The organism is Paenisporosarcina sp. P5_A11, from assembly GCF_056400705.1.
On record NZ_JBFUKT010000008.1, the window covers coordinates 1 to 18,371 of the forward strand.

21 protein-coding genes are annotated in these 18,371 nt (G+C 38.9%); 16 read left to right on the forward strand and 5 right to left on the reverse strand.

The window, feature by feature from the left end:
- The first annotated feature begins 142 nt into the window (after positions 1-142).
- The 5 genes from AC1DOS_RS03415 (at position 143) to solA (ending at position 2,290) form a co-directional block, all read left to right on the forward strand.
- Positions 143-292, forward strand: coding sequence for a hypothetical protein (locus AC1DOS_RS03415; protein WP_477536407.1), 150 nt, complete (start codon positions 143-145; stop codon positions 290-292).
- A 113-nt stretch (positions 293-405) separates the two neighbouring features.
- The gene (locus AC1DOS_RS03420; RefSeq protein ID WP_477536408.1) at positions 406-612 is read left to right on the forward strand and encodes a hypothetical protein; all 207 of its coding nucleotides are present in this window, start codon (positions 406-408) and stop codon (positions 610-612) included.
- Entirely contained in the window at positions 596-901 is a 306-nt protein-coding gene (locus tag AC1DOS_RS03425; RefSeq protein ID WP_477536409.1) for an acetamidase/formamidase family protein, read from the forward strand. Before AC1DOS_RS03420 ends, AC1DOS_RS03425 begins: the two co-directional genes overlap by 17 nt.
- Positions 902-1,075 (forward strand): hypothetical protein, encoded by a 174-nt coding sequence (locus AC1DOS_RS03430; protein ID WP_477536410.1) that lies wholly within the window; start codon positions 902-904, stop codon positions 1,073-1,075.
- A gap of 87 nt (positions 1,076-1,162) precedes the next feature.
- A complete protein-coding gene (gene solA, locus AC1DOS_RS03435; protein WP_477536411.1) occupies positions 1,163-2,290 on the forward strand; it encodes an N-methyl-L-tryptophan oxidase in 1,128 nt (375 codons plus the stop codon).
- A gap of 444 nt (positions 2,291-2,734) precedes the next feature.
- Here the strand turns inward: solA and AC1DOS_RS03440 are convergent, their stop codons facing one another.
- From AC1DOS_RS03440 to AC1DOS_RS03455, 4 genes are all read right to left on the reverse strand, one after another.
- A complete protein-coding gene (locus tag AC1DOS_RS03440; protein ID WP_108586493.1) occupies positions 2,735-2,995 on the reverse strand; it encodes a helix-turn-helix domain-containing protein in 261 nt (86 codons plus the stop codon).
- Positions 2,996-3,012: 17 nt separating this feature from the next.
- Complete coding sequence (locus AC1DOS_RS03445) at positions 3,013-3,618, reverse strand: sigma factor-like helix-turn-helix DNA-binding protein (protein WP_108586492.1); 606 nt, start codon at positions 3,616-3,618, stop codon at positions 3,013-3,015.
- Between the two features lie 85 nt (positions 3,619-3,703).
- Positions 3,704-3,874 carry a YvrJ family protein gene (locus tag AC1DOS_RS03450; RefSeq protein WP_108586491.1) on the reverse strand — a complete coding sequence of 57 codons (171 nt, stop codon included), beginning with the start codon at positions 3,872-3,874 and terminating at the stop codon, positions 3,704-3,706.
- Between the two features lie 260 nt (positions 3,875-4,134).
- Complete coding sequence (locus AC1DOS_RS03455) at positions 4,135-5,097, reverse strand: S8 family peptidase (RefSeq protein ID WP_108586490.1); 963 nt, start codon at positions 5,095-5,097, stop codon at positions 4,135-4,137.
- A 241-nt stretch (positions 5,098-5,338) separates the two neighbouring features.
- Between AC1DOS_RS03455 and AC1DOS_RS03460 the strand changes: the two genes are divergently transcribed.
- Positions 5,339-5,596: a hypothetical protein gene (locus AC1DOS_RS03460; RefSeq protein WP_477536412.1), complete on the forward strand. Its 258-nt coding sequence runs from the start codon at positions 5,339-5,341 to the stop codon at positions 5,594-5,596.
- A 90-nt stretch (positions 5,597-5,686) separates the two neighbouring features.
- Here AC1DOS_RS03460 and AC1DOS_RS03465 read toward each other — a convergent pair whose 3' ends face one another.
- On the reverse strand, positions 5,687-6,754 hold the full coding sequence (locus tag AC1DOS_RS03465; protein WP_477536413.1) for an NAD(P)/FAD-dependent oxidoreductase: 1,068 nt from the start codon (positions 6,752-6,754) through the stop codon (positions 5,687-5,689).
- Positions 6,755-6,915: 161 nt separating this feature from the next.
- Between AC1DOS_RS03465 and AC1DOS_RS03470 the strand changes: the two genes are divergently transcribed.
- The 10 genes from AC1DOS_RS03470 to AC1DOS_RS03515 all read left to right on the forward strand — a co-directional run bounded on the left by AC1DOS_RS03470 (position 6,916) and on the right by AC1DOS_RS03515 (position 18,036).
- A complete protein-coding gene (locus tag AC1DOS_RS03470; protein WP_108586487.1) occupies positions 6,916-7,707 on the forward strand; it encodes an ABC transporter ATP-binding protein in 792 nt (263 codons plus the stop codon).
- A 5-nt stretch (positions 7,708-7,712) separates the two neighbouring features.
- Positions 7,713-8,642, forward strand: coding sequence for an iron-hydroxamate ABC transporter substrate-binding protein (locus AC1DOS_RS03475; RefSeq protein WP_477536414.1), 930 nt, complete (start codon positions 7,713-7,715; stop codon positions 8,640-8,642).
- Between the two features lie 3 nt (positions 8,643-8,645).
- On the forward strand, positions 8,646-9,656 hold the full coding sequence (locus AC1DOS_RS03480; protein ID WP_108586485.1) for a FecCD family ABC transporter permease: 1,011 nt from the start codon (positions 8,646-8,648) through the stop codon (positions 9,654-9,656).
- Complete coding sequence (locus AC1DOS_RS03485) at positions 9,653-10,660, forward strand: FecCD family ABC transporter permease (RefSeq protein ID WP_477536415.1); 1,008 nt, start codon at positions 9,653-9,655, stop codon at positions 10,658-10,660. The genes AC1DOS_RS03480 and AC1DOS_RS03485 overlap by 4 nt, the downstream gene beginning before the upstream one ends.
- A gap of 401 nt (positions 10,661-11,061) precedes the next feature.
- Complete coding sequence (locus AC1DOS_RS03490; RefSeq protein WP_477536416.1) at positions 11,062-11,874, forward strand: transporter substrate-binding domain-containing protein; 813 nt, start codon at positions 11,062-11,064, stop codon at positions 11,872-11,874.
- Positions 11,875-11,927: 53 nt separating this feature from the next.
- Positions 11,928-12,590, forward strand: a complete 663-nt coding sequence (locus AC1DOS_RS03495) for an amino acid ABC transporter permease (RefSeq protein ID WP_108586482.1) — start codon at positions 11,928-11,930, stop codon at positions 12,588-12,590.
- 10 nt (positions 12,591-12,600) lie between these two features.
- The gene (locus AC1DOS_RS03500) at positions 12,601-13,341 is read left to right on the forward strand and encodes an amino acid ABC transporter ATP-binding protein (RefSeq protein ID WP_477536417.1); all 741 of its coding nucleotides are present in this window, start codon (positions 12,601-12,603) and stop codon (positions 13,339-13,341) included.
- Between the two features lie 84 nt (positions 13,342-13,425).
- Entirely contained in the window at positions 13,426-14,271 is an 846-nt protein-coding gene (gene dat / locus AC1DOS_RS03505) for a D-amino-acid transaminase (protein WP_477536418.1), read from the forward strand.
- A gap of 274 nt (positions 14,272-14,545) precedes the next feature.
- Positions 14,546-15,736: an ATP-binding protein gene (locus AC1DOS_RS03510; RefSeq protein WP_477536436.1), complete on the forward strand. Its 1,191-nt coding sequence runs from the start codon at positions 14,546-14,548 to the stop codon at positions 15,734-15,736.
- A gap of 281 nt (positions 15,737-16,017) precedes the next feature.
- A complete protein-coding gene (locus tag AC1DOS_RS03515; RefSeq protein ID WP_477536419.1) occupies positions 16,018-18,036 on the forward strand; it encodes a penicillin-binding transpeptidase domain-containing protein in 2,019 nt (672 codons plus the stop codon).
- Positions 18,037-18,371 lie beyond the last annotated feature (335 nt).

The window sequence follows — 18,371 nt, forward strand, 5'->3', positions numbered from 1 at the left end:
CATAACAAGTGACAGATAATTAGTGACAATACCCCGAGATGAAAATAAAACTACTAATTTGATACTATGATGATAGGAAGTACGCACTCAGTAACTTGTTCATGGCATTAATTAAGGCGATTTCCTGAAGGAGTGGGTATTTATGATACATAAACTAGAACTTGAAACGAAAAACTTCCATGGTTCTTTTAATAATGGATATGAATCTATCTTAACCATTGATTCAGGAGATTCGATTCAATTAAAAACCCTTGATATTCAATGGGGATATTCAAGCTCTAAGCATGAGTAAGAAGTATCTTTGATTCAAGGGAGAAGGAAGAGAAGCCTGGACATCCGATAATTGGACCTATTTCAATTCGAAAGGCAAAACCGGGAATGGTGTTAGAAGTAAGAGTAAATGAAGTGATACCTGTACGGTATGGGCGAAATTGGGCGGGTGGAATTCCAAGCTGGCAAAACGAAAAACTAGGACTGATAGATTCGGAGAGGTTACAGGTAAACGGGGAGCTAGACGCAACCACTATGACAGGTAGTGGAATAATAGGAAATCAGACATTTCATGTAGGTTTATCTCCATTTATGGGGGGAATGGGTGGTTGCACCAGTTGAATCTGGTACTCATTCCACTTCTCCACCTCGCTATTGTGGAGGAAATATTGACTGTAAAGAATTGGTGAGAGGGGGTAGTCTCTTCTTGCCAATTTCGGTGGAGGGAGCTTTATTTTCCATTTGTGACGGTCATGTATTGCAAGGGGATGGCGAAAGTTCTGGAACTGCTATTGAATATCCGATGGATGTAGTGGATATCACATTGCGTGTTAGAGATGATATGAAGCTAACTATGCCAAGAGCAAATACACCAGCAGGTTGGATTACTTTTGGATTTATGAGGATTTAAATGAGGTTGCAGCTATGGCACTCGACGAAATGGTTGATGCAAAAGTTTTACGGAATTCAAAAGGTAGAGGTGACAGCTCTAGCAAGCGTTTCTGTAGACCTGCGAATTACTCAAGTGGTAAATGGTGTGAAAGGTGTCCATGCCATCTTACCTCATGGTGCAATACGGAAATAATAAAAATGATCTGATTCGTAGCAGTATTAAATTCAAAATCAAAGAGCACTACAACATAAAACTGATTGGATCTGGAGGTTAGACAAAATGCATTATGATGTGATTATCGTGGGTGCAGGTTCGATGGGCATGGTAGCAGGGTATTTTTTAGCGAAGAGTGGGAAGCGAACGTTATTAGTAGATTCCTTTAACCCACCTCATGACAAAGGGAGTCATCATGGCGATACGAGAATTATTCGATATGCCTATGGTGAAGGGGAAGAGTATGTCCCTTTAGCGTTGAAGGCTAAAGAGTTATGGGATGATTTAGCGAAAGAGACGGATAGGGACATTTTCCTTCAAACAGGCGTGCTTAATGTCGGTGTGGCAGAATCGGAGTTCATCAAGAGTGTTTTGTCTAGTGCTGAGAAGTTCGCTTTACCAGTAGAAGTGATGGATTCTGCTGAAGTGAATCAGAAATGGCCTGGGATGTCTTTACCGACCGATATGATGGGTTGTTTTGAGTCTACTTCGGGCGTGTTGAAATGTGGAGAATGTATTGAAGCATATAGGGAATTAGCTGAGTTGCATGGAGCTACGATTGTAATGAATAGTAGAGTGAAAGATATTGAGATTCATGATGATAGTGTAACAATTAAGACGGATGAACATACGTTTACAGGAAATTCTTTAGTCATTTCAGCTGGTGCTTGGGCAGGGAATCTCCTTTCTATGGTAGATTTAGAACTTCCTCTTGCACCTGTTAGAAAGACCTTTGCTTGGTTTGAAGCTGATGATATGCTTTACGGTCAACAGGATTATCCTGCCTTTAGTTTTGAGACACCACAAGGATTTTATTATGGGTTCCCTAGTATTGATAGCGTTGGTTTAAAAGTAGGTAGACATGATGGTGGAGAGACAATAAGCCCGGACGATCCAAGAAGAACTTTTGGTGAAGATGATAAAGGAGATTTACTTAACTTTCTGCAGCAATACATGCCACAACACGGACAGTTTAAATATGGTGAACCATGCATGTACACATTGACTCCGGATAAAGATTTTATCATCGACTTGCATCCGAACTATTCACATGTTGCCATTGCAGCTGGTTTTTCGGGACATGGCTTTAAATTCAGCAGTGTGGTGGGACAAATATTGAGTGATTTGATTACCGAAGGGAAATGCGAACTTGACATCTCTCCATTTAGAATTGAAAGATTCATTAAGAGATGAATGAGCCCTTAGTGGAGTTATTGGAGTGGAGTGGAGTAGAGTAGAGTATAACAAATCTAATTTAATCATGAACAAACGGATGTGGAGTTACTTTGTTCGCACATCCGTCCACTTAACTACTTACAGTAGGTTTCGAGTCTAGTTGAAGTAATGTTGTTATTCAAGAAGGGACATTGGCGGTGGTTGTTAGACTCACAGAACCTTGATCATTAATAAATTTACATCGGGGAAATGACGAACGTATGCGTTATCACGAATAAACGGAATGATAATTTGACTCCTAATACTATGGAATAGGGACAAGATTTGTTGCGAAATGTATCATTCGGTTTAGTTTGATAATCTACATTTCGTAAGAAGGTGACACTCGGAGTCGAACTTAGGACAAAGGCTGTCTTCACCTTTTCCTTGCAACTTGGCTATGTCACCGTGTCGGATAAATGCTTATCCACCCTGGTAATATTGAATTCCTTGTTCTTCAAGGATATCTAACATTTGAAAATATCCGGGCGTGTTCTCAACCTCATAATTTCTGATGCAATCCAATAATTTCATTTTTAATTCTTGAGATAAATCTTCTCTGTATTGCAATTTAGTTTGCTGCAAAGATCGATCGATTTTTGGTGAAAATAAGTCAATAACGATTTCGAGTGAGTTGTTATCCGTTTTAGATTGCTTTACGAGAGTATACAAGCTTTCACTCATTTCTACCCCTTCTTTCTCTATCCGTTTTCAATTATTTCTCTTAGTTTTTTTAATGCTTTTTTATGACTTCTCGAAACTGCTTGTTGGGATTTATTTAGATAAATAGCAATTTCAGAATCATTTAAATCATAAATATAAGCTAAATTTAGAAGTTGACGCTGATTTTCTGTTAATAGATGAATTGCTTTATATAAGGAATAACTTGTTAAATGATCCGCAATATTGGAGGAATCGATCCACACTTCTTGTCCTTCTTGCCATTCTTTTGAAACTAAATAGTCAATTAATGTTAAATTATCACCTTCTTTTAGCTGGGAATCTAAAATTGACTTATTCCTATCTAAAAACAAGTTTACTTTCTTATCAAAATTTATTGCATTAAAGTATATAGCTTTAGACAAATAGTTAGTAAAACGGATTTTGAAGTAATATTCTCTGAACGTATCATCTAGTTTTTTCTTTGATACGTTCGTTGGATTGTTGATTACATCTACTAATAAATCCATATTTTCCTGTATATCTAAAAATGATTTTATTACAGGATTTTGAAGATGTTTTTCGAATTTAGTTAGATAGTTTTCAACACTTTGATTGATACTGGAACTACTGTATACATCTCCCATATTGCAACCCCCTCTTAAAGAACGTTAGTTCGGTTAAGCGGTAAAAAAAAGATATAATCTTACTTGGGTACGAATCTCCAACTCTTTAACTCATTTTGTGGTATCCGTCTTTTATAACTTCATTTAGCTCAAATATAATAACTTCTAATTTTTCGATTTTTTTCTCGAAGCGATAAAATAGATAAATAGTAATCGCAATCGGAAATCCAAAATTCCCTACAATGGCTGTCCATACAGGTACATCTAATCCATTCATAAAATATCCACTCCTTCTTTTTTTTGGTGTTATTTATTAAAGAAGAACGATTGAAATATTTCACAACGTCTAGAGGACAATTTTAAAAAATTTTTTTTATCAATAAATTGGTTCTAAAAAATGCTTTCTAACATATAAAAAATAGATGCGAATAGGGAAGGTAGGAAGGGAACAAAATGAATAGAACCTCTTTTGCTTTGATAGTCAAATATATGAAAAAACAGATGCCTTATAAGAACGTACTGGCATCTGTTTTTTCTCTATATACTTATCAATGCTCGTACAGTTGGTTGATCGAACACTTTTTTCACATAATCCAAAAGGGTTAAATAAATCAGACCGTTACCTTCAATATTTGGTGAGTTCCCAAGTGGCACTGTTCTTTTTATGAGTTGGGAATACAACTCAGGAACGGTTAATTCTCTTTCAAAGGCAGTATTAGATAGTATTTTTAATAATGCCAATGCCCCTGAAACATGTGGAGTTGCCATAGATGTTCCACTTAATGTGGCATAAGTTCCATTGAGATAGCATGAAATCACTTTCTCTCCAGGTGCAACTAAATCCACTTGATTATTCGAGTTGGTAAATCCGGAGGACTTCCGCTCTAGATTAACGGCGCCTACGCTAATTACTTCGTTGTAGCATCCCGGATACCCAAATTCATCAGTTGAATCTTTCCCATCGCCATCATTGCCAGCTGCACATACAACAAGAATTTTTTGATCTACCGCTTCAATGATTGCATCATGAAGTTCTTGTTTATCAGTCGGACCGCCAAGAGACATCGAGATTATGTCTACTTTTTGCTCAATAGCGTAGCGGATAGCGTTAATAATCCAGTCATATTGCCCTGAACCATTTTTTCCAAGTACCTTCAAAATTAATAAGTTTGCCTCTGGTGCGACCCCTACTACACCACTATTATTTAAATTTCCGGCAATAGTTCCCGCTACATGTGTCCCATGACCATTATAATCTTCGAATTTTAAAGAATCTCCTCCATCATCCTTTGTGAAATTGTATCCTCCAATGATACGATCCACTAAATCAGGATGATCGGTATCACAGCCTGTATCCAAAACCGCGACGGTAATTCCTTTTCCTTTTGTTTCCGACCAAATTTCAGGGGCTTGTATAATCTCGACCCCTTTGGGTATTTCATTTACCATTTCTAGCTGCTCTACTAATTCGTATGGGATTAAGCGTACAAAGTTTTCCACGTTCTCCCTCCTCAAATTATTGTTTAAGCCGCTTCTAGATGTAATTTAATTGTATTAATTTTGAAAAAAAAATAATAGATTACAATGTACGATTTTACAGGAAATAAAAATAGGCTATTTTTCTTGAAATTTCTTAAAATATTCCACAAAATATTATGTTTTGATAATGCTCGACAAGATATGACAATAAAAAATTGTAGATTGTAATAACAAAAAAAGCACGTTATCAGGAGGTGGGGATTTGCCAAAAATGTTGCTTCTAGGCATGCCGATTCCTTCAACCATTGACGTTAATAAAGTGTCCAAAGTTCTTTTTAAAGCAACGCTTCTTTTTTGTTCTGTTAGCAAATTCATGGACGTATGTATGTTTCTCCAGGTTGACGGAGTGGTGCTGCAGGTTGACGGAGTGCGGCTCCAGGTTGACGAAGTGTCGCTCCAGGTTGACGGAAGAGCTCTACAGGTTGTACAAAATCCGAAATGTTTAGCTTCAGTAAGATAAAGGTAGTCATCTAGGTGGACAGAAAATAGAAAAAGGGGGCTGAAATGTTTCAGTCCCCTTTTTTGTATTGGTGTATATAGAAAGATTTCTTCAATGAGTTGCTATGGTTTCTTTGACCATTTGCTTCACGATTTCTTTATTGCGTTTCTTGAAAACGTCGTTGTGAGAGGACACCATTGCAAAACTGTCAGCAGATGGTTCTATGAATTGCTTTGCTTTATTCACAGCATTTGCAGCATCTTGGAAAGTGCCTGCAATCAAATTCAGTTTGGCATCATGCTTAAGGATATCGCCTGCTGCAAAAATACCTTGAATCGAAGCTTCACTATTAATGCTACCTGCGATAAAGGAACCATCCGATAATTCCAATTGTACAGGGCTGTTTTCAAGCAAAGCGATATCACGTTCGTATCCGTGGTTAATCACAATCTCATCCACTGACAAGTACTGGATTTCACCAGTCGTAGCGTGTGTCACTTCAACAGTCTCAATTTTTGAATTATCCCCAGAAGCAATCAATTTAGAAATCGACGAGTGGAACATGCAGATGGCATTGCTTTCAAAAAGCTTGGTGACCTGTGCTTCATGTCCAGTGAAATCGCCTTTTCTGTAAATCACAATCACTTGTTTGGCAATAGGTGAGAGTTCGTTGGCCCAGTCAATTGCTGAATTTCCGCCACCAGAAATCACAACGGTTTTATCTTTAAAGTGCATTAAGGATTTAATGGTGTAATTCAAGTTGCTTACTTCAAATCGATCCGCGCCTTCAATTTGAAGTTTTTGAGGGGTAAGAATACCGCTGCCGATTGCCACGATAATCGTTTTAGAAAAATGATGCTCATACGAATCAGTGACCAATTCGAAAATTTGATCGTCGCCCTGGTGAATTGCTTCCACTTTCGTATTTAGCACGACGGTTGGTTGGAAGGTCAGTCCTTGTTCAACCAGTTTATCGATTAGCATGGCACCCGGAAGTGGAGGGTGTCCACCAACATCCCAAATCATTTTCTCGGGATAGACGTGAATTTTACCACCAAGTTGAGGTTGGAACTCAATAATTTTCGTTTTTAATCCCCGTAGCCCACTATAAAAACTGGCATATAAGCCTGCAGGGCCTCCGCCAATAATCGTTACATCATACAGTTCTGAATGATTCATTCATTCTTCAATCCTTCCCCAACCGGCTTTAAAATCTGAATATTACTACTAATTCCGATAATCTTGACAGTTTTAGCTTACCCTATTATAGTTACATTGTAAATGAAATTGAGAATCGTTATCACTTAAAAATAGAATTAAAAATAGAGAGGAGGTAGCAAATGGTTCGGCTTCAAGCAAAGGAATTGCAAATCCGATATGGTGATCGAACAATTGTTGAAAACCTGTCTGTTTCCATTCCAGATGAAAAAATAACGGTCATTATTGGACCTAATGGTTGTGGCAAATCAACTTTGTTGAAAGCTTTAACTCGTATTATTCCACATCAAAACGGCTCTATTGTTCTTGACGGTGAAAGTATTGTTAAAGAACCAACAAAAGGTCTTGCAAAGAAAATTGCCGTACTGCCTCAAACTCCTGAAAGCGCAGGTGCGCTAACTGTTGGCGAACTAGTTTCTTACGGACGGTTTCCACATCAAAATCGGTTTGGTCGATTAACCAAAAGAGATTTAGAAATAATTGACTGGGCACTTGATGTGACAGGAACTAAATTCTTCAAGTCACATCCGGTAGATTCCCTCTCGGGTGGACAGCGTCAACGTGTATGGATTGCCTTAGCCCTTGCACAGGAAACAGATATGATTTTCTTGGACGAGCCGACAACTTATCTCGACATGGCGCATCAGCTCGAAATATTAGAATTACTTCAGCATTTGAATGCCACGGAAAAACGCACAATTGTGATGGTTCTACATGATTTAAACCACGCAGCTCGTTTTGCTGATTATATTATCGGCATGAAGTTTGGAAAAATCGTGAAGTCTGGACCAAGTGAAGAAATTATCACAAAACCAGTATTACGCGAGTTGTTTCAAATTGATGCTGAAATTGGTGAAGATCCACGTACAGGAAAACCGATTTGCATTACCTATAATTTAGTAAGAGGAGATTGACCAAAATGAAAAAATTATCATTATTATTAATATCGCTACTTGTGATGTTTGTTCTAGCAGCATGCGGGAGCAATAAAGAAGAAGGTACATCTAGTAGCAAGAAAGAAAAAAGTTCAGAACCAACAACGATTACATATGAATCTGAAAACGGACCAATTGAAGTACCAGCTGATCCGCAACGAGTATTAGTATTATCTTCATTTGCCGGTAACGTCATGGCACTAGATGTTCCTCTAGTAGGAGTTGACTCTTGGTCGAAAATGAATCCTCGTTTTGAAGAAAAACTTGAAGGTGTAGAAGAAGTAACGGATGAAAATCTTGAAAAAATCATTGAACTAGATCCGGATTTGATAGTTGGTCTGTCTAATATCAAAAATGTTGATAAACTGAAAGAAATTGCGCCGACTGTTACATTTACGTATGGTGCAGTTGACTATTTAACACAACACGTAGAAATCGGGAAATTACTTAATAAAGAAAAAGAAGCACAAGCTTGGGTGGACGACTTTGAAACTCGCACAAAACAAGTAGGGGACGACATCAAAGTTGAAATAGGCGAAGATGCAACAGTTACTGTAATTGAAAGTTTTGATAAGCAACTATATGTATTCGGCGATAACTGGGGTCGTGGTACAGAAATTCTTTATCAAGAAATGGGTCTAGGCATGCCAGAGAAAGTGAAAGAAATGGCACTTAAAGATGGTTATTATGCTTTGTCAGCAGAAGTACTACCTGAATATACTGGTGACTATTTAATTTTCAGCAAGCATAAAGATGCAGACAATTCATTTGAAGAAACTGAAACATTTAAAAATATCCCTGCAGTGAAAAACGACCAATTGTTTACAGTGGATGCGATGGAATTCTATTTCAATGATCCATTGACACTTGATTATCAATTGGAATTCTTTAAGGAATCTTTCTTGGGGAACTAAAGCATGTTAAATTATCGGATTCAACGCATTCCTTATTCAATTAAACTTGGAATGAGCGTGATTCTGATGATGGTACTTTTCGGTATGGCTTTAGCTTTCGGAGCAGCCGATACGAGTGTAAAAGATGTGTTATCTGCCTTACTATCAACTGCACCGAATGACCAAGCCATCATGTTGCGGGAAATACGTTTTCCGCGAGAAGTAGCCGCTGCCCTTGTAGGCGCGGCTCTTGCCGTTTCAGGTGCCATTATTCAGGGCATGACTCGAAATCCACTTGCCGATCCTGGGCTACTGGGTTTGACTGCTGGAGCAAATGCAGCACTAGCTATTACCGTCGCTTTTTGGCCGTCAGTTAATTATTTTGGTGTCATGCTGACGTGTTTTGTGGGGGCTGCAGTAGGTGCTATTCTCGTATTTGGCTTCAGTTCATTTCATCCAGAAGGATTCACAACTCTACGAATCGTTCTTGCAGGCGCTACCATTTCAGCTTTTCTATATGCCATTGCAGAAGGAATCGGTATCTATTTTAAAATTTCTCAGCAAGTTTCAATGTGGACTGCAGGAGGCATGATTGGCACTACTTGGAATCAAGTACTGTTAATTGCGCCTATTGTTTTGGTAGGGATTATCATTTCATTGATGTGCTCACGGCAACTAACCATCTTGTCGCTAAGTGAAGAAATGGCGGTTGGTCTCGGACAACGTGTTCGATTAATCAAATCGATTTTGTTTGTCCTTGTCATTGTATTAACGGGTGCATCTGTTGCCCTTGTTGGAAATCTTGCCTTTTTCGGTCTGATGATTCCACATATTGTGAGGGCTATTGTGGGCACAGATTATCGCCATGTACTGCCGATGTCAGCTTTCTTAGGTGCTGCATTTATGTTGCTAGCAGATACGTTAGCACGGACCATTAATGCTCCATATGAAACTCCTGTTGCGGCTGTAGTTGCCATTATGGGCTTGCCGTTCTTCTTATACATTGTGCGTAAAGGAGGGCAAAGCTTCTCATGATTGATGCCTCCATTATTCGAAAGCAACGCTTACTGCTCGTCGTCTTTTCTTTATTGATTATTGCAACTGCTGGGGTAGGCCTTGGCCTAGGGTACTCATCGGTTTCTTACAGTCGCATTATTCCGACCTTGCTTGGACAAGGAGAATTTAAAGAAGAGTTTGTGCTATTTTCAGTGCGTTTGCCACGTATTGTCATTACGCTTTTAGCAGGAATGGCCCTTGCATTGTCAGGCGCCTTGTTACAAGGGATCACACGCAATGAATTAGCTGATCCCGGAATTATTGGTATTAATTCGGGCGCAGGAGTTGCAGTCGCGATATTCTTTTTGTACTTTCCTGCAGAGGCGGGTTCATTCATTTACATGTTGCCATTTGTTGCCTTCCTTGGCGCATTACTGACGGCAGTCATTATTTATGTTTTTTCTTACAGTCGAACGACTGGCATGCAACCAGTGCGACTAGTATTAGTGGGTGTAGGTATGTCAATGGCTTTATCGGGTGTCATGATTGTGATGATATCATCCGCGGATCGTGTCAAAGTGGATTTCATTGCACGCTGGCTTGCTGGTGATATCTGGGGAACGGATTGGCCGTTTGTCTTAGCAATCTTGCCTTGGTTGCTTGTGCTCGTGCCATTTGCTTTGATGAAAGCGAATCGATTGAACATTCTTGGGTTAGGTGAACCGGTAGCAATTGGCGTTGGCCTGTCGGTACAAAAAGAACGTATTGTTCTGACACTAGCTGCAGTTGCATTAGCTGCTTCAGCTGTTTCAGTGACAGGTGGTATTTCATTTATCGGATTGATGGCACCGCATATTGCTCGTACACTAATTGGCCCACGCCACCAGTTATTTTTACCCCTTTGTTTGCTGATTGGTGGATGGCTTTTACTTATTGCGGACACAATCGGACGTAATATCGTAGAACCGAATGGTCTTCCTGCAGGGGTAATGGTGGCATTGATCGGTGCACCATATTTTATCTATTTACTAACAAAGAAATAAATATCATTAGTAGGAAAATGCTCTGTTCATTCGCAACTTGCGAGTGGGCAGGGCATTTTTATTTAGGACAAGTTGAACTTTTACTCTCTTTTTTGAATGACAATAGCGATTAATACCACAAAATGATTTCGGATTTCAAAATCCTTATCAATTTGTGGTTTATTTTCGATAGAGAATCAACTTCAGGAATAATAGGGGTGTTAAACCCATATTATTTAGCGAGAAGATGATACTGTTGTAAATCTTATATTAATAGTTTGGTTGAAAAGAACGCCACTATAAGAGATATTTTGGACTTTTAGAAGAGAAGAGACAAGCAGACGTAATTCGAAAAAGTAAAATCACCGTTTGAAAATGGACAAGTATTCACCAAAACAAAAGAAGTAAAAGGAGGTAATTTTATGAAGACAAAATGGATAATTGGATTAATATCAATCGCTGTTGTATTAGTTGCAGTGGCTGCTTGGTGGGCAAATAATAGTTCAAGAGACGCGAACACTGGGGCAGGTGCAGAATATAATCTTGTGAATCCTGGAAAATTAACAATTGTTTCTTCAGGGGGATTTGTGCCTTTCACCGACATGGAAGACGGTAAAATGGTAGGTTACGACATCGATGTTGGGACTGAAATTGCGAAAATACTAGGTTTAGAACCGAAGTTTGAAAAAGCCGATTTTAGCGGAATGATTACAGGAATCCAAACTGGTCGTTACGACATTGCGATTAATAGCCATACCATTACAGATGAACGCAAAAAACAAGTGAGTTTCACTCAGCCTTATTACTACTCTGGTTCCATGATTTTTTCAGCACCAGACAGCAGTATCAAGACCGTAGATGATTTAAATGGTGCAACAGTAGCCTTGAATAGAAGCTCAAATTATTATGTTGAAGCTCAAGCGTATACGAATAAATTCGATTTTTATGATGACGACCTTCGGGCGTTGCAGGCTGTTGCTGAAGGACATGGCGATGCTGGAATCACGGATGCGATATCTGGACAACAAGCGATAGCTAATGGGTTGAAGCTTGAGGCGCAACAACAATTCAGCAAAACTGAACAAGCGATACCGATGGCAAAAGACAATGAGAAATTGCTCAAAGCAATCAATGAAGCTATGGATGAGTTGAAAGCGAATGGAAAATTAAAAGAACTTTCTATTAAATGGATTGGTTTTGATGTGACCCAACCACCAGAAGATGTAGTTGAATAGGACTTTCCTCAAATTAAGTCATGGCCATCTTTCTACTGTAGGGAGTGAAACGCTTGAACTCAATCCATCATTTTTTTGAAACGTTTATCACAAGTTTTGACTTATTTATCGTAGGAATGTATTGGACTTTAGCTGTTACAGTTTGCGCATTTTTGATTGCACTTGTTTTAGGAATGTTTTTTGGTTTTTTAAAAATCACTAACATTAAAATACTTGTGTGGATTTCAGACTTCTATGTTTGGATTGTTCGAGGTACTCCTCTTATCGTGCAAATTTTTGTTTTGTTCTATGGCTTAACGAAAATTATTTTGATTCCAACTTTTTGGGCAGTGACGATTGGTCTTGCTGTTCATGTTGGAGGCTACTTGTCTGAAATTATCCGAGGTTCAGTTAGTTCAATAGATAAAGGTCAGCAGGAAGCTGGTCGATCTTTAGGAATGACTGCTTCGTTAACCATGAGAAGAATTATTTTGCCGCAAGCATTTAGACGCTCCATTCCTTCACTTGGAAATCAATTCATTATTACGTTGAAAGACTCGTCACTTGCTTCATTTATTGGCATGCAAGAGTTGTTTGGTGTGGCGAATCTGGAGGGATCAACCAATTTTGATTTTATGACCTATTTATTGGTAGTAGCGGTCTACTATCTGGTAATTGTATATGTACTTACGGTGTTCGTCAGAATCTTAGAGAACAAACTGTCCGTGAGTGATTAGGGGGCTAACCATGGTCGAACAAAACAAAATAATCATAGTAGAAAAACTCAATAAGTATTTTGGGGATCTCCATGTATTAAAGGATTTTGATATGACAGTATGTGAAAGTGAAGTAGTTGTGTTAATTGGTGCAAGCGGTTCAGGGAAAAGTACGTTGTTACGCTGCCTTAATTTTCTTGAAATTAAAGAAAGCGGAACGATAATGCTCGATGGAGAAAAAATTGAAGCGAAGACTCATGACTTAAACAAAGTGCGTGAACGCGTGGGAATGGTGTTCCAACATTTTAATCTATTTCCACATAAAACCGTGCTCGGTAATGTAATTGAAGCCTTGTTAAAAGTGAAAAAGATGCCGAAGGAGCAAGCAATTAAAGAAGGTAAGGAGTTGCTTGTAAAAGTAGGACTCAGTGACAAAAGTGATGTGTATCCCTCAAAGCTTTCGGGTGGTCAAAAGCAGCGAGTAGCAATCGCCCGCGCATTAGCAATGAAGCCAGAAGTCATGCTGTTTGATGAGCCAACGTCCGCTCTCGATCCAGAGTTAGTTGGAGAGGTCCTGTTAACCATGAAGCAGCTAGCCAAAGAGGGAATGACGATGGTTGTCGTGACTCATGAAATGGGATTTGCTCGGGAAGTCGCTGATGAGGTCATCTATATGCATGACGGTTACATTGTTGAACGGGGGACGCCAAAAGAGATATTTGAATACCCTTTAAAAGAAAGAACACAGGAATTTTTAAGCAATGTTTTGTAAGGGATGGTCATGACACCTCACATCGATTCAAGATTTGGGGTGTTTTATATGTGTCTTTACTAACTTGAAAAGGGAGGAAAGAGAATGATTTTACTAAATAGAGATTTTATGGAACGGGATGATGCGATTGTGGATATTGAAGATCGCGGTTATCAGTTTGGGGATGGAGTATACGAGCTCATTCGTGTTTATGACGGTGTCTGTTTTGAAATGGAAGGACATGTGCAACGTCTAAAACTTAGCTCATTAAAAATCGAATTGGCACTGCCATATCCATTGGAGGATATCGCACGGAATTTAAAGCAGCTTGCTGAAAAAAATGGTTTGTTGAATGGATATATTTATGTTCAGATTACACGTGGCGTAGCTCAAAGAGTTCACCATTTCCCAGGAAGCGTTTCTTCTGTGCTGGTTGCATATGTTCAACATGCGGAGCGTCCAGTGGAAAAAACTAAGTACGGAATTCATGCTATTCTTACTGAGGATATTCGCTGGAAGAGATGCGATATTAAAAGTTTAAACCTACTGCCAAATGTTCTAGCGAAACAACTGGCAAAAAAGCATGGATGTGAAGAAGCGATCATGCATCGTGGCTCGACTGTATCAGAAGGAAGTTCAACCAATGTGTATATTGTAGAAAGAAATGTCATCTACACTCATCCAATAAATAATCTGATTTTGAACGGGATTACTAGAATCGGAGTACTTCAAATGGCAAGAGAGAATGGTTTCAGAGTCGTTGAAGAAGCGTTTACCGTTAACGAACTACTTGAAACGGACGAAGTTTTTGTCACTAGTACCGCGCTTGAAATATGTCCGGTTATTCAAATCGATCATACGTTAATAGGGAACGGTAAACCTGGTCTTGTTACCCGAACTTTACAACAAGCTTTTGAACATCGTATTGCTTTTAATAGTGGTATCAATTGACTTGATTTCCGCAATAAACTAGTATCCAAGGCACTGGTTTTCTTAATGGGAAAATACAATGGTTAAAATTAAATTGTAGACTAGCTTTTAAAATATGAAAACGGTCTTGTATATATAGGAAAAAATAGGTAGTATTAAGTTGGAATATTCAAATATTATATTTGCGATGCAACTAGAATGATCATATAAAAGGCTTGGTGTCAAAATGGAGCTTATCACGAAAGACTTACTTATCAATTTTTTGTTTATCCTTTTTCCCTTATTTTTATTACAAATGTTTTACTCGCTGAAGTTCGTGTATCGAATCGATAAGTTGAAAAATATTTTGTTCACGATTCTATTCATGGTTTCAATCGGCCTTTGTATGCTTTTTCCATTTTCGATGGGAGACGGTCTTAATTGGGATTTACGCAGAATTCCATTTATTATTGGGATTTTATACGGAGGTCCCAAAAACGGAGTAATATTATTTACATTCCTTCTTGTGACACGTTTTTTTATAGGAGGAGATCCCGGTTTTTATATTTCTGTTATTACTTGCAGCATCATGGCAATTATTTTAAGTCTTTTGTCTAAATATTATTTAAAGATGCCGTTAGGGCAAAAGATTTTTATGAGTGGTTTATTGGTTATCTTATACACTCAAATCGCATTTTTTGCTTCGATAAATTTAGGTAATGAAGGTTTTCCTGCAAACATGTGGTCTGAATACTTCGTGATTAATATTCTGGCGATTCTAATGGCAACGCTTCTTATTGAAGTAATTCGAATAAACTCGGACATGTTAAAAAAGCTGATGAAAGCAGAGAAACTGGAAGTTGTAAGCCATCTTGCTGCAAGTATTTCCCATGAAGTGAGAAATCCACTTACTACGTGCAAAGGATTCTTGCAACTTTCCCAACAGGAAGAGCCTTCTCCCTACATAAAACAATACCTTGCTACAGCGATACAAGAACTGGACAGGGCATCGGACATCATTAATGATTATTTAACTTTTGCGAGACCTGCACCGGAGAAAATTGAGCAAATTTCGATTTACCAAGAAGTTCGAAATGTAGTGAATATTCTCACGCCCTTAGCAAATATGAATAATGTTCAAATGCTCGTTAATATTGAAAAAAGAGATCAAGCATATATTTTAGGAGATCGAAAAAAACTCGAACAGTCGTTAATCAATATTGTGAAAAATGGGATAGAGTCGATGGGTAATGGAGGGCGGTTGGAAATTAAAATCGACTATCAGTACCCATTGGTCCGTGTTGAGATTCGTGACGAAGGCAAAGGGATGACTCAACATCAAATTAATCGATTGGGTGAACCTTATTTCACGACGAAGGAAGATGGAACGGGACTTGGAATGATGGTGTCCTACAGTATTATCAAAGGCATGGGTGGACAAATCAATGTGGATAGCGAAATTGGCAATTGGACATCCTTTTCGATTGAATTCCCCGTGGCACATTAAACAGAAGTAGTCACCTCTCATTATGGAGGTGGCTATTTGTTTGCAATCAAACACGTGGTGAATCCTAAGATCAGATGATTCAAATAAATTTAAATGGAAATATGTTACTATAGATGGAGAAATATAACTGTGTTTCCTAATCTATCCCAGAAGATACATGGCTTTGAATGGTCGTTATATAAATCATTTTTCCGGTTATGATTATTGAATGCCAAAATGGAGAACTTTTTGAGCAGACTATCTGACACATATGGAGTAAGGAATGAAAAGGAGGTTATAAAATGAAAAAAGGATTAATTGGCGTTTTGTCTCTTCTGCTTGTCATTCTCTTAACGGGTTGTCAGGAGAAAGCAACGCCAGAGGAGCGTTTGGCGGAATATGTAGATCACTGGAATAAAGGTGATTTTGCAACCATGTACAAAGACTACTTAAACAAAGGGACGAAAGAAGTGTTTGGGACCGGAAATTTTGTAGAGAGACAAGAAGGTCTACATAAGGATTTAGGCATTAAAAACGTCAAAGTAACTTATAACAAGTCAGCTAAGGATACGAAATGGGATACAGAGAAACCAGCAGATTTTCCGATAAAAGTGTCCATGGATACAGCTGCAGGTCCAGTGGAATTTGAGAAAACAATCACGTTGGTGAATGAATCGCGTGATAAGGAAGAAAATTGGTATGTGAAGTGGGATACATCGTTCATTTTTCCTGAACTTGGAGAGAAGGATACGATAGGAATTTCTACTAGCAAGCCGGCACGTGGAGAGATTCTGGACCGAAATGGGATGCCCATTGCGAAAAATGGTGAAGGGGAAGAAATAGGCGTCGTGCCAGAAAAATTCACTGATGAAGCAAGTAAGACGAAGCTGGCAGAGCTGTTAGGTACATCCGTTGAGTATATTGATCGTCAGTTAAATCAGAAATGGGTAAGGCCAGATGTTTTTGTACCGATTGAAAAAGTAGCTAAGAAAGAAACCGCATTGTTAAAACAGGCGATTGAAATCCCGGGAGTAACGTACCAGAAAACATCGATGCGTGAGTATCCGTATGGAGAAGCATTGTCTCATTTATCGGGTTATATAGGAACTATTACAGGAGAACAATTAGAGAAGCTAAAAGACAAAGGATATACAGAAACTGACTTTATCGGTCGTCAAGGCATGGAGCGGTTATTGGAAGATAGACTTCGTGGTACGAGCGGAACACGTATTTATATCAAGCCGTCTGAAAAAGGTGCTGAGACGATTACGGTTGCTGAGAAACCTGCTATAGATGGGGAAACGGTTTCGTTGACGATTGATGCAGAGTTGCAAAAAAAAACGTATCAAGCTATGAAGGGTGAAGCGGGAACAAGTGCTGCTGTTGACCCGAAAACTGGTGAAACGCTTGCGCTTGTTAGTTCTCCAGGATTTGATCCGAGCAAATTGATGCTTGGTATGAGTGGAGATAGTTATAAGAAATTGCAGGAAAATCCTTTGAATCCACTGTTGACGCGGTTTGAACATTCGTATGCACCAGGTTCAACATTGAAGCCAATGACGGCAGCGATTGGAATGGAAGCGGGAACCCTCGACCCAACGGAAGGGTTAACAATTAATGGAGAGACATGGGCAAAGGATAACTGGGTTAATTACAAAGTGACGCGTGTCCATGCTGAGGCACCGAATCCGATTGATTTGAATAAAGCACTTGTCTATTCTGACAATATTTATTTTGCTCAGGAAGCGCTTGATATGGGAAGTAAGACATTCGTTGAGGGGCTAAGAGGCTTTAGTTTTGGAGAAGAAACTCCTTTCTTTTATAACGTGAAGGATTCGCAAATTTCAAATGACGGCAAAATTGATTCTCAAGGACAACTTGCGGATACATCGTTCGGACAAGGGGAGATGTTGACGAATATTTTACATCTTACTTCGATGTATGAAGTCTTTATAACGGACGGTGTAATGTACAAGCCGACGTTGTTAATGGAAGATGAAAAGAGCCAAGTGTGGAAAGAGGGACTTGTCAGTCCAGAAAATGCGGCGATTCTACGAAAGAGTTTACGTAATGTTGTCGTAGATGGCTTTGCCCCAGCTGCCAATCTTCCGTCCATTCCACTAGCAGGAAAGACCGGTACAGCTGAATTAAAAGCAGCCGGAGAAGATAGAGGTAAGGAGAATGGATTTTTTGTTACTTATAACTCCGAAAATCCTACCTTTATACTAGCGATGATGATCGAAAGTGTAGAAGATAACGGTGGCAGTGCTTATGTAGCAGAGCTTGTTTCTACAATATTTAAGACAGGTAGTGCAGAATAGTTGTTTTGAATTTCATAGTAACGTGTAAGGACTCTATTAGCCCAACTTCGGGCTTTTAGAGTCTTTTTTGAAAGCCTGTGTTAAAGAATGCTGTTGATATTGAAGAGCAAACAAAAGAGTACATTTGCGCCGAACATGCCAAGGAACGAAGGTTAAAAACGCCACGTCCTGTGGCAACACCTTCATGACCCACTTCCTGTGGGCCCAAGAATGAGACCCACAAAGTATGTGGTTTACATACTTGTTGGCTTATGGGAAACGAGCGGCGAGCGCAATTGTACGATAAACAACATGCCTTTTGAAAATATTAAACCTTCGAACATTGGGATTATTTT

What these genes read in the sequence shown, in the direction of transcription:
- AC1DOS_RS03415 (WP_477536407.1), top strand. Translation starts at nt 143, where the DNA reads ATGATACATAAACTAGAACTTGAAACGAAAAACTTCCATGGTTCTTTT.
- AC1DOS_RS03430 (WP_477536410.1), top strand. Translation starts at nt 902, where the DNA reads ATGAGGTTGCAGCTATGGCACTCGACGAAATGGTTGATGCAAAAGTTT.
- solA (WP_477536411.1), top strand. Translation starts at nt 1,163, where the DNA reads ATGCATTATGATGTGATTATCGTGGGTGCAGGTTCGATGGGCATGGTA.
- AC1DOS_RS03440 (WP_108586493.1), bottom strand. Translation starts at nt 2,995, where the DNA reads ATGAGTGAAAGCTTGTATACTCTCGTAAAGCAATCTAAAACGGATAAC.
- AC1DOS_RS03445 (WP_108586492.1), bottom strand. Translation starts at nt 3,618, where the DNA reads ATGGGAGATGTATACAGTAGTTCCAGTATCAATCAAAGTGTTGAAAAC.
- AC1DOS_RS03450 (WP_108586491.1), bottom strand. Translation starts at nt 3,874, where the DNA reads ATGAATGGATTAGATGTACCTGTATGGACAGCCATTGTAGGGAATTTT.
- AC1DOS_RS03465 (WP_477536413.1), bottom strand. Translation starts at nt 6,754, where the DNA reads ATGAATCATTCAGAACTGTATGATGTAACGATTATTGGCGGAGGCCCT.
- AC1DOS_RS03470 (WP_108586487.1), top strand. Translation starts at nt 6,916, where the DNA reads ATGGTTCGGCTTCAAGCAAAGGAATTGCAAATCCGATATGGTGATCGA.
- AC1DOS_RS03475 (WP_477536414.1), top strand. Translation starts at nt 7,713, where the DNA reads ATGAAAAAATTATCATTATTATTAATATCGCTACTTGTGATGTTTGTT.
- AC1DOS_RS03480 (WP_108586485.1), top strand. Translation starts at nt 8,646, where the DNA reads ATGTTAAATTATCGGATTCAACGCATTCCTTATTCAATTAAACTTGGA.
- AC1DOS_RS03485 (WP_477536415.1), top strand. Translation starts at nt 9,653, where the DNA reads ATGATTGATGCCTCCATTATTCGAAAGCAACGCTTACTGCTCGTCGTC.
- AC1DOS_RS03490 (WP_477536416.1), top strand. Translation starts at nt 11,062, where the DNA reads ATGAAGACAAAATGGATAATTGGATTAATATCAATCGCTGTTGTATTA.
- AC1DOS_RS03500 (WP_477536417.1), top strand. Translation starts at nt 12,601, where the DNA reads ATGGTCGAACAAAACAAAATAATCATAGTAGAAAAACTCAATAAGTAT.
- dat (WP_477536418.1), top strand. Translation starts at nt 13,426, where the DNA reads ATGATTTTACTAAATAGAGATTTTATGGAACGGGATGATGCGATTGTG.
- AC1DOS_RS03510 (WP_477536436.1), top strand. Translation starts at nt 14,546, where the DNA reads ATGTTTTACTCGCTGAAGTTCGTGTATCGAATCGATAAGTTGAAAAAT.
- AC1DOS_RS03515 (WP_477536419.1), top strand. Translation starts at nt 16,018, where the DNA reads ATGAAAAAAGGATTAATTGGCGTTTTGTCTCTTCTGCTTGTCATTCTC.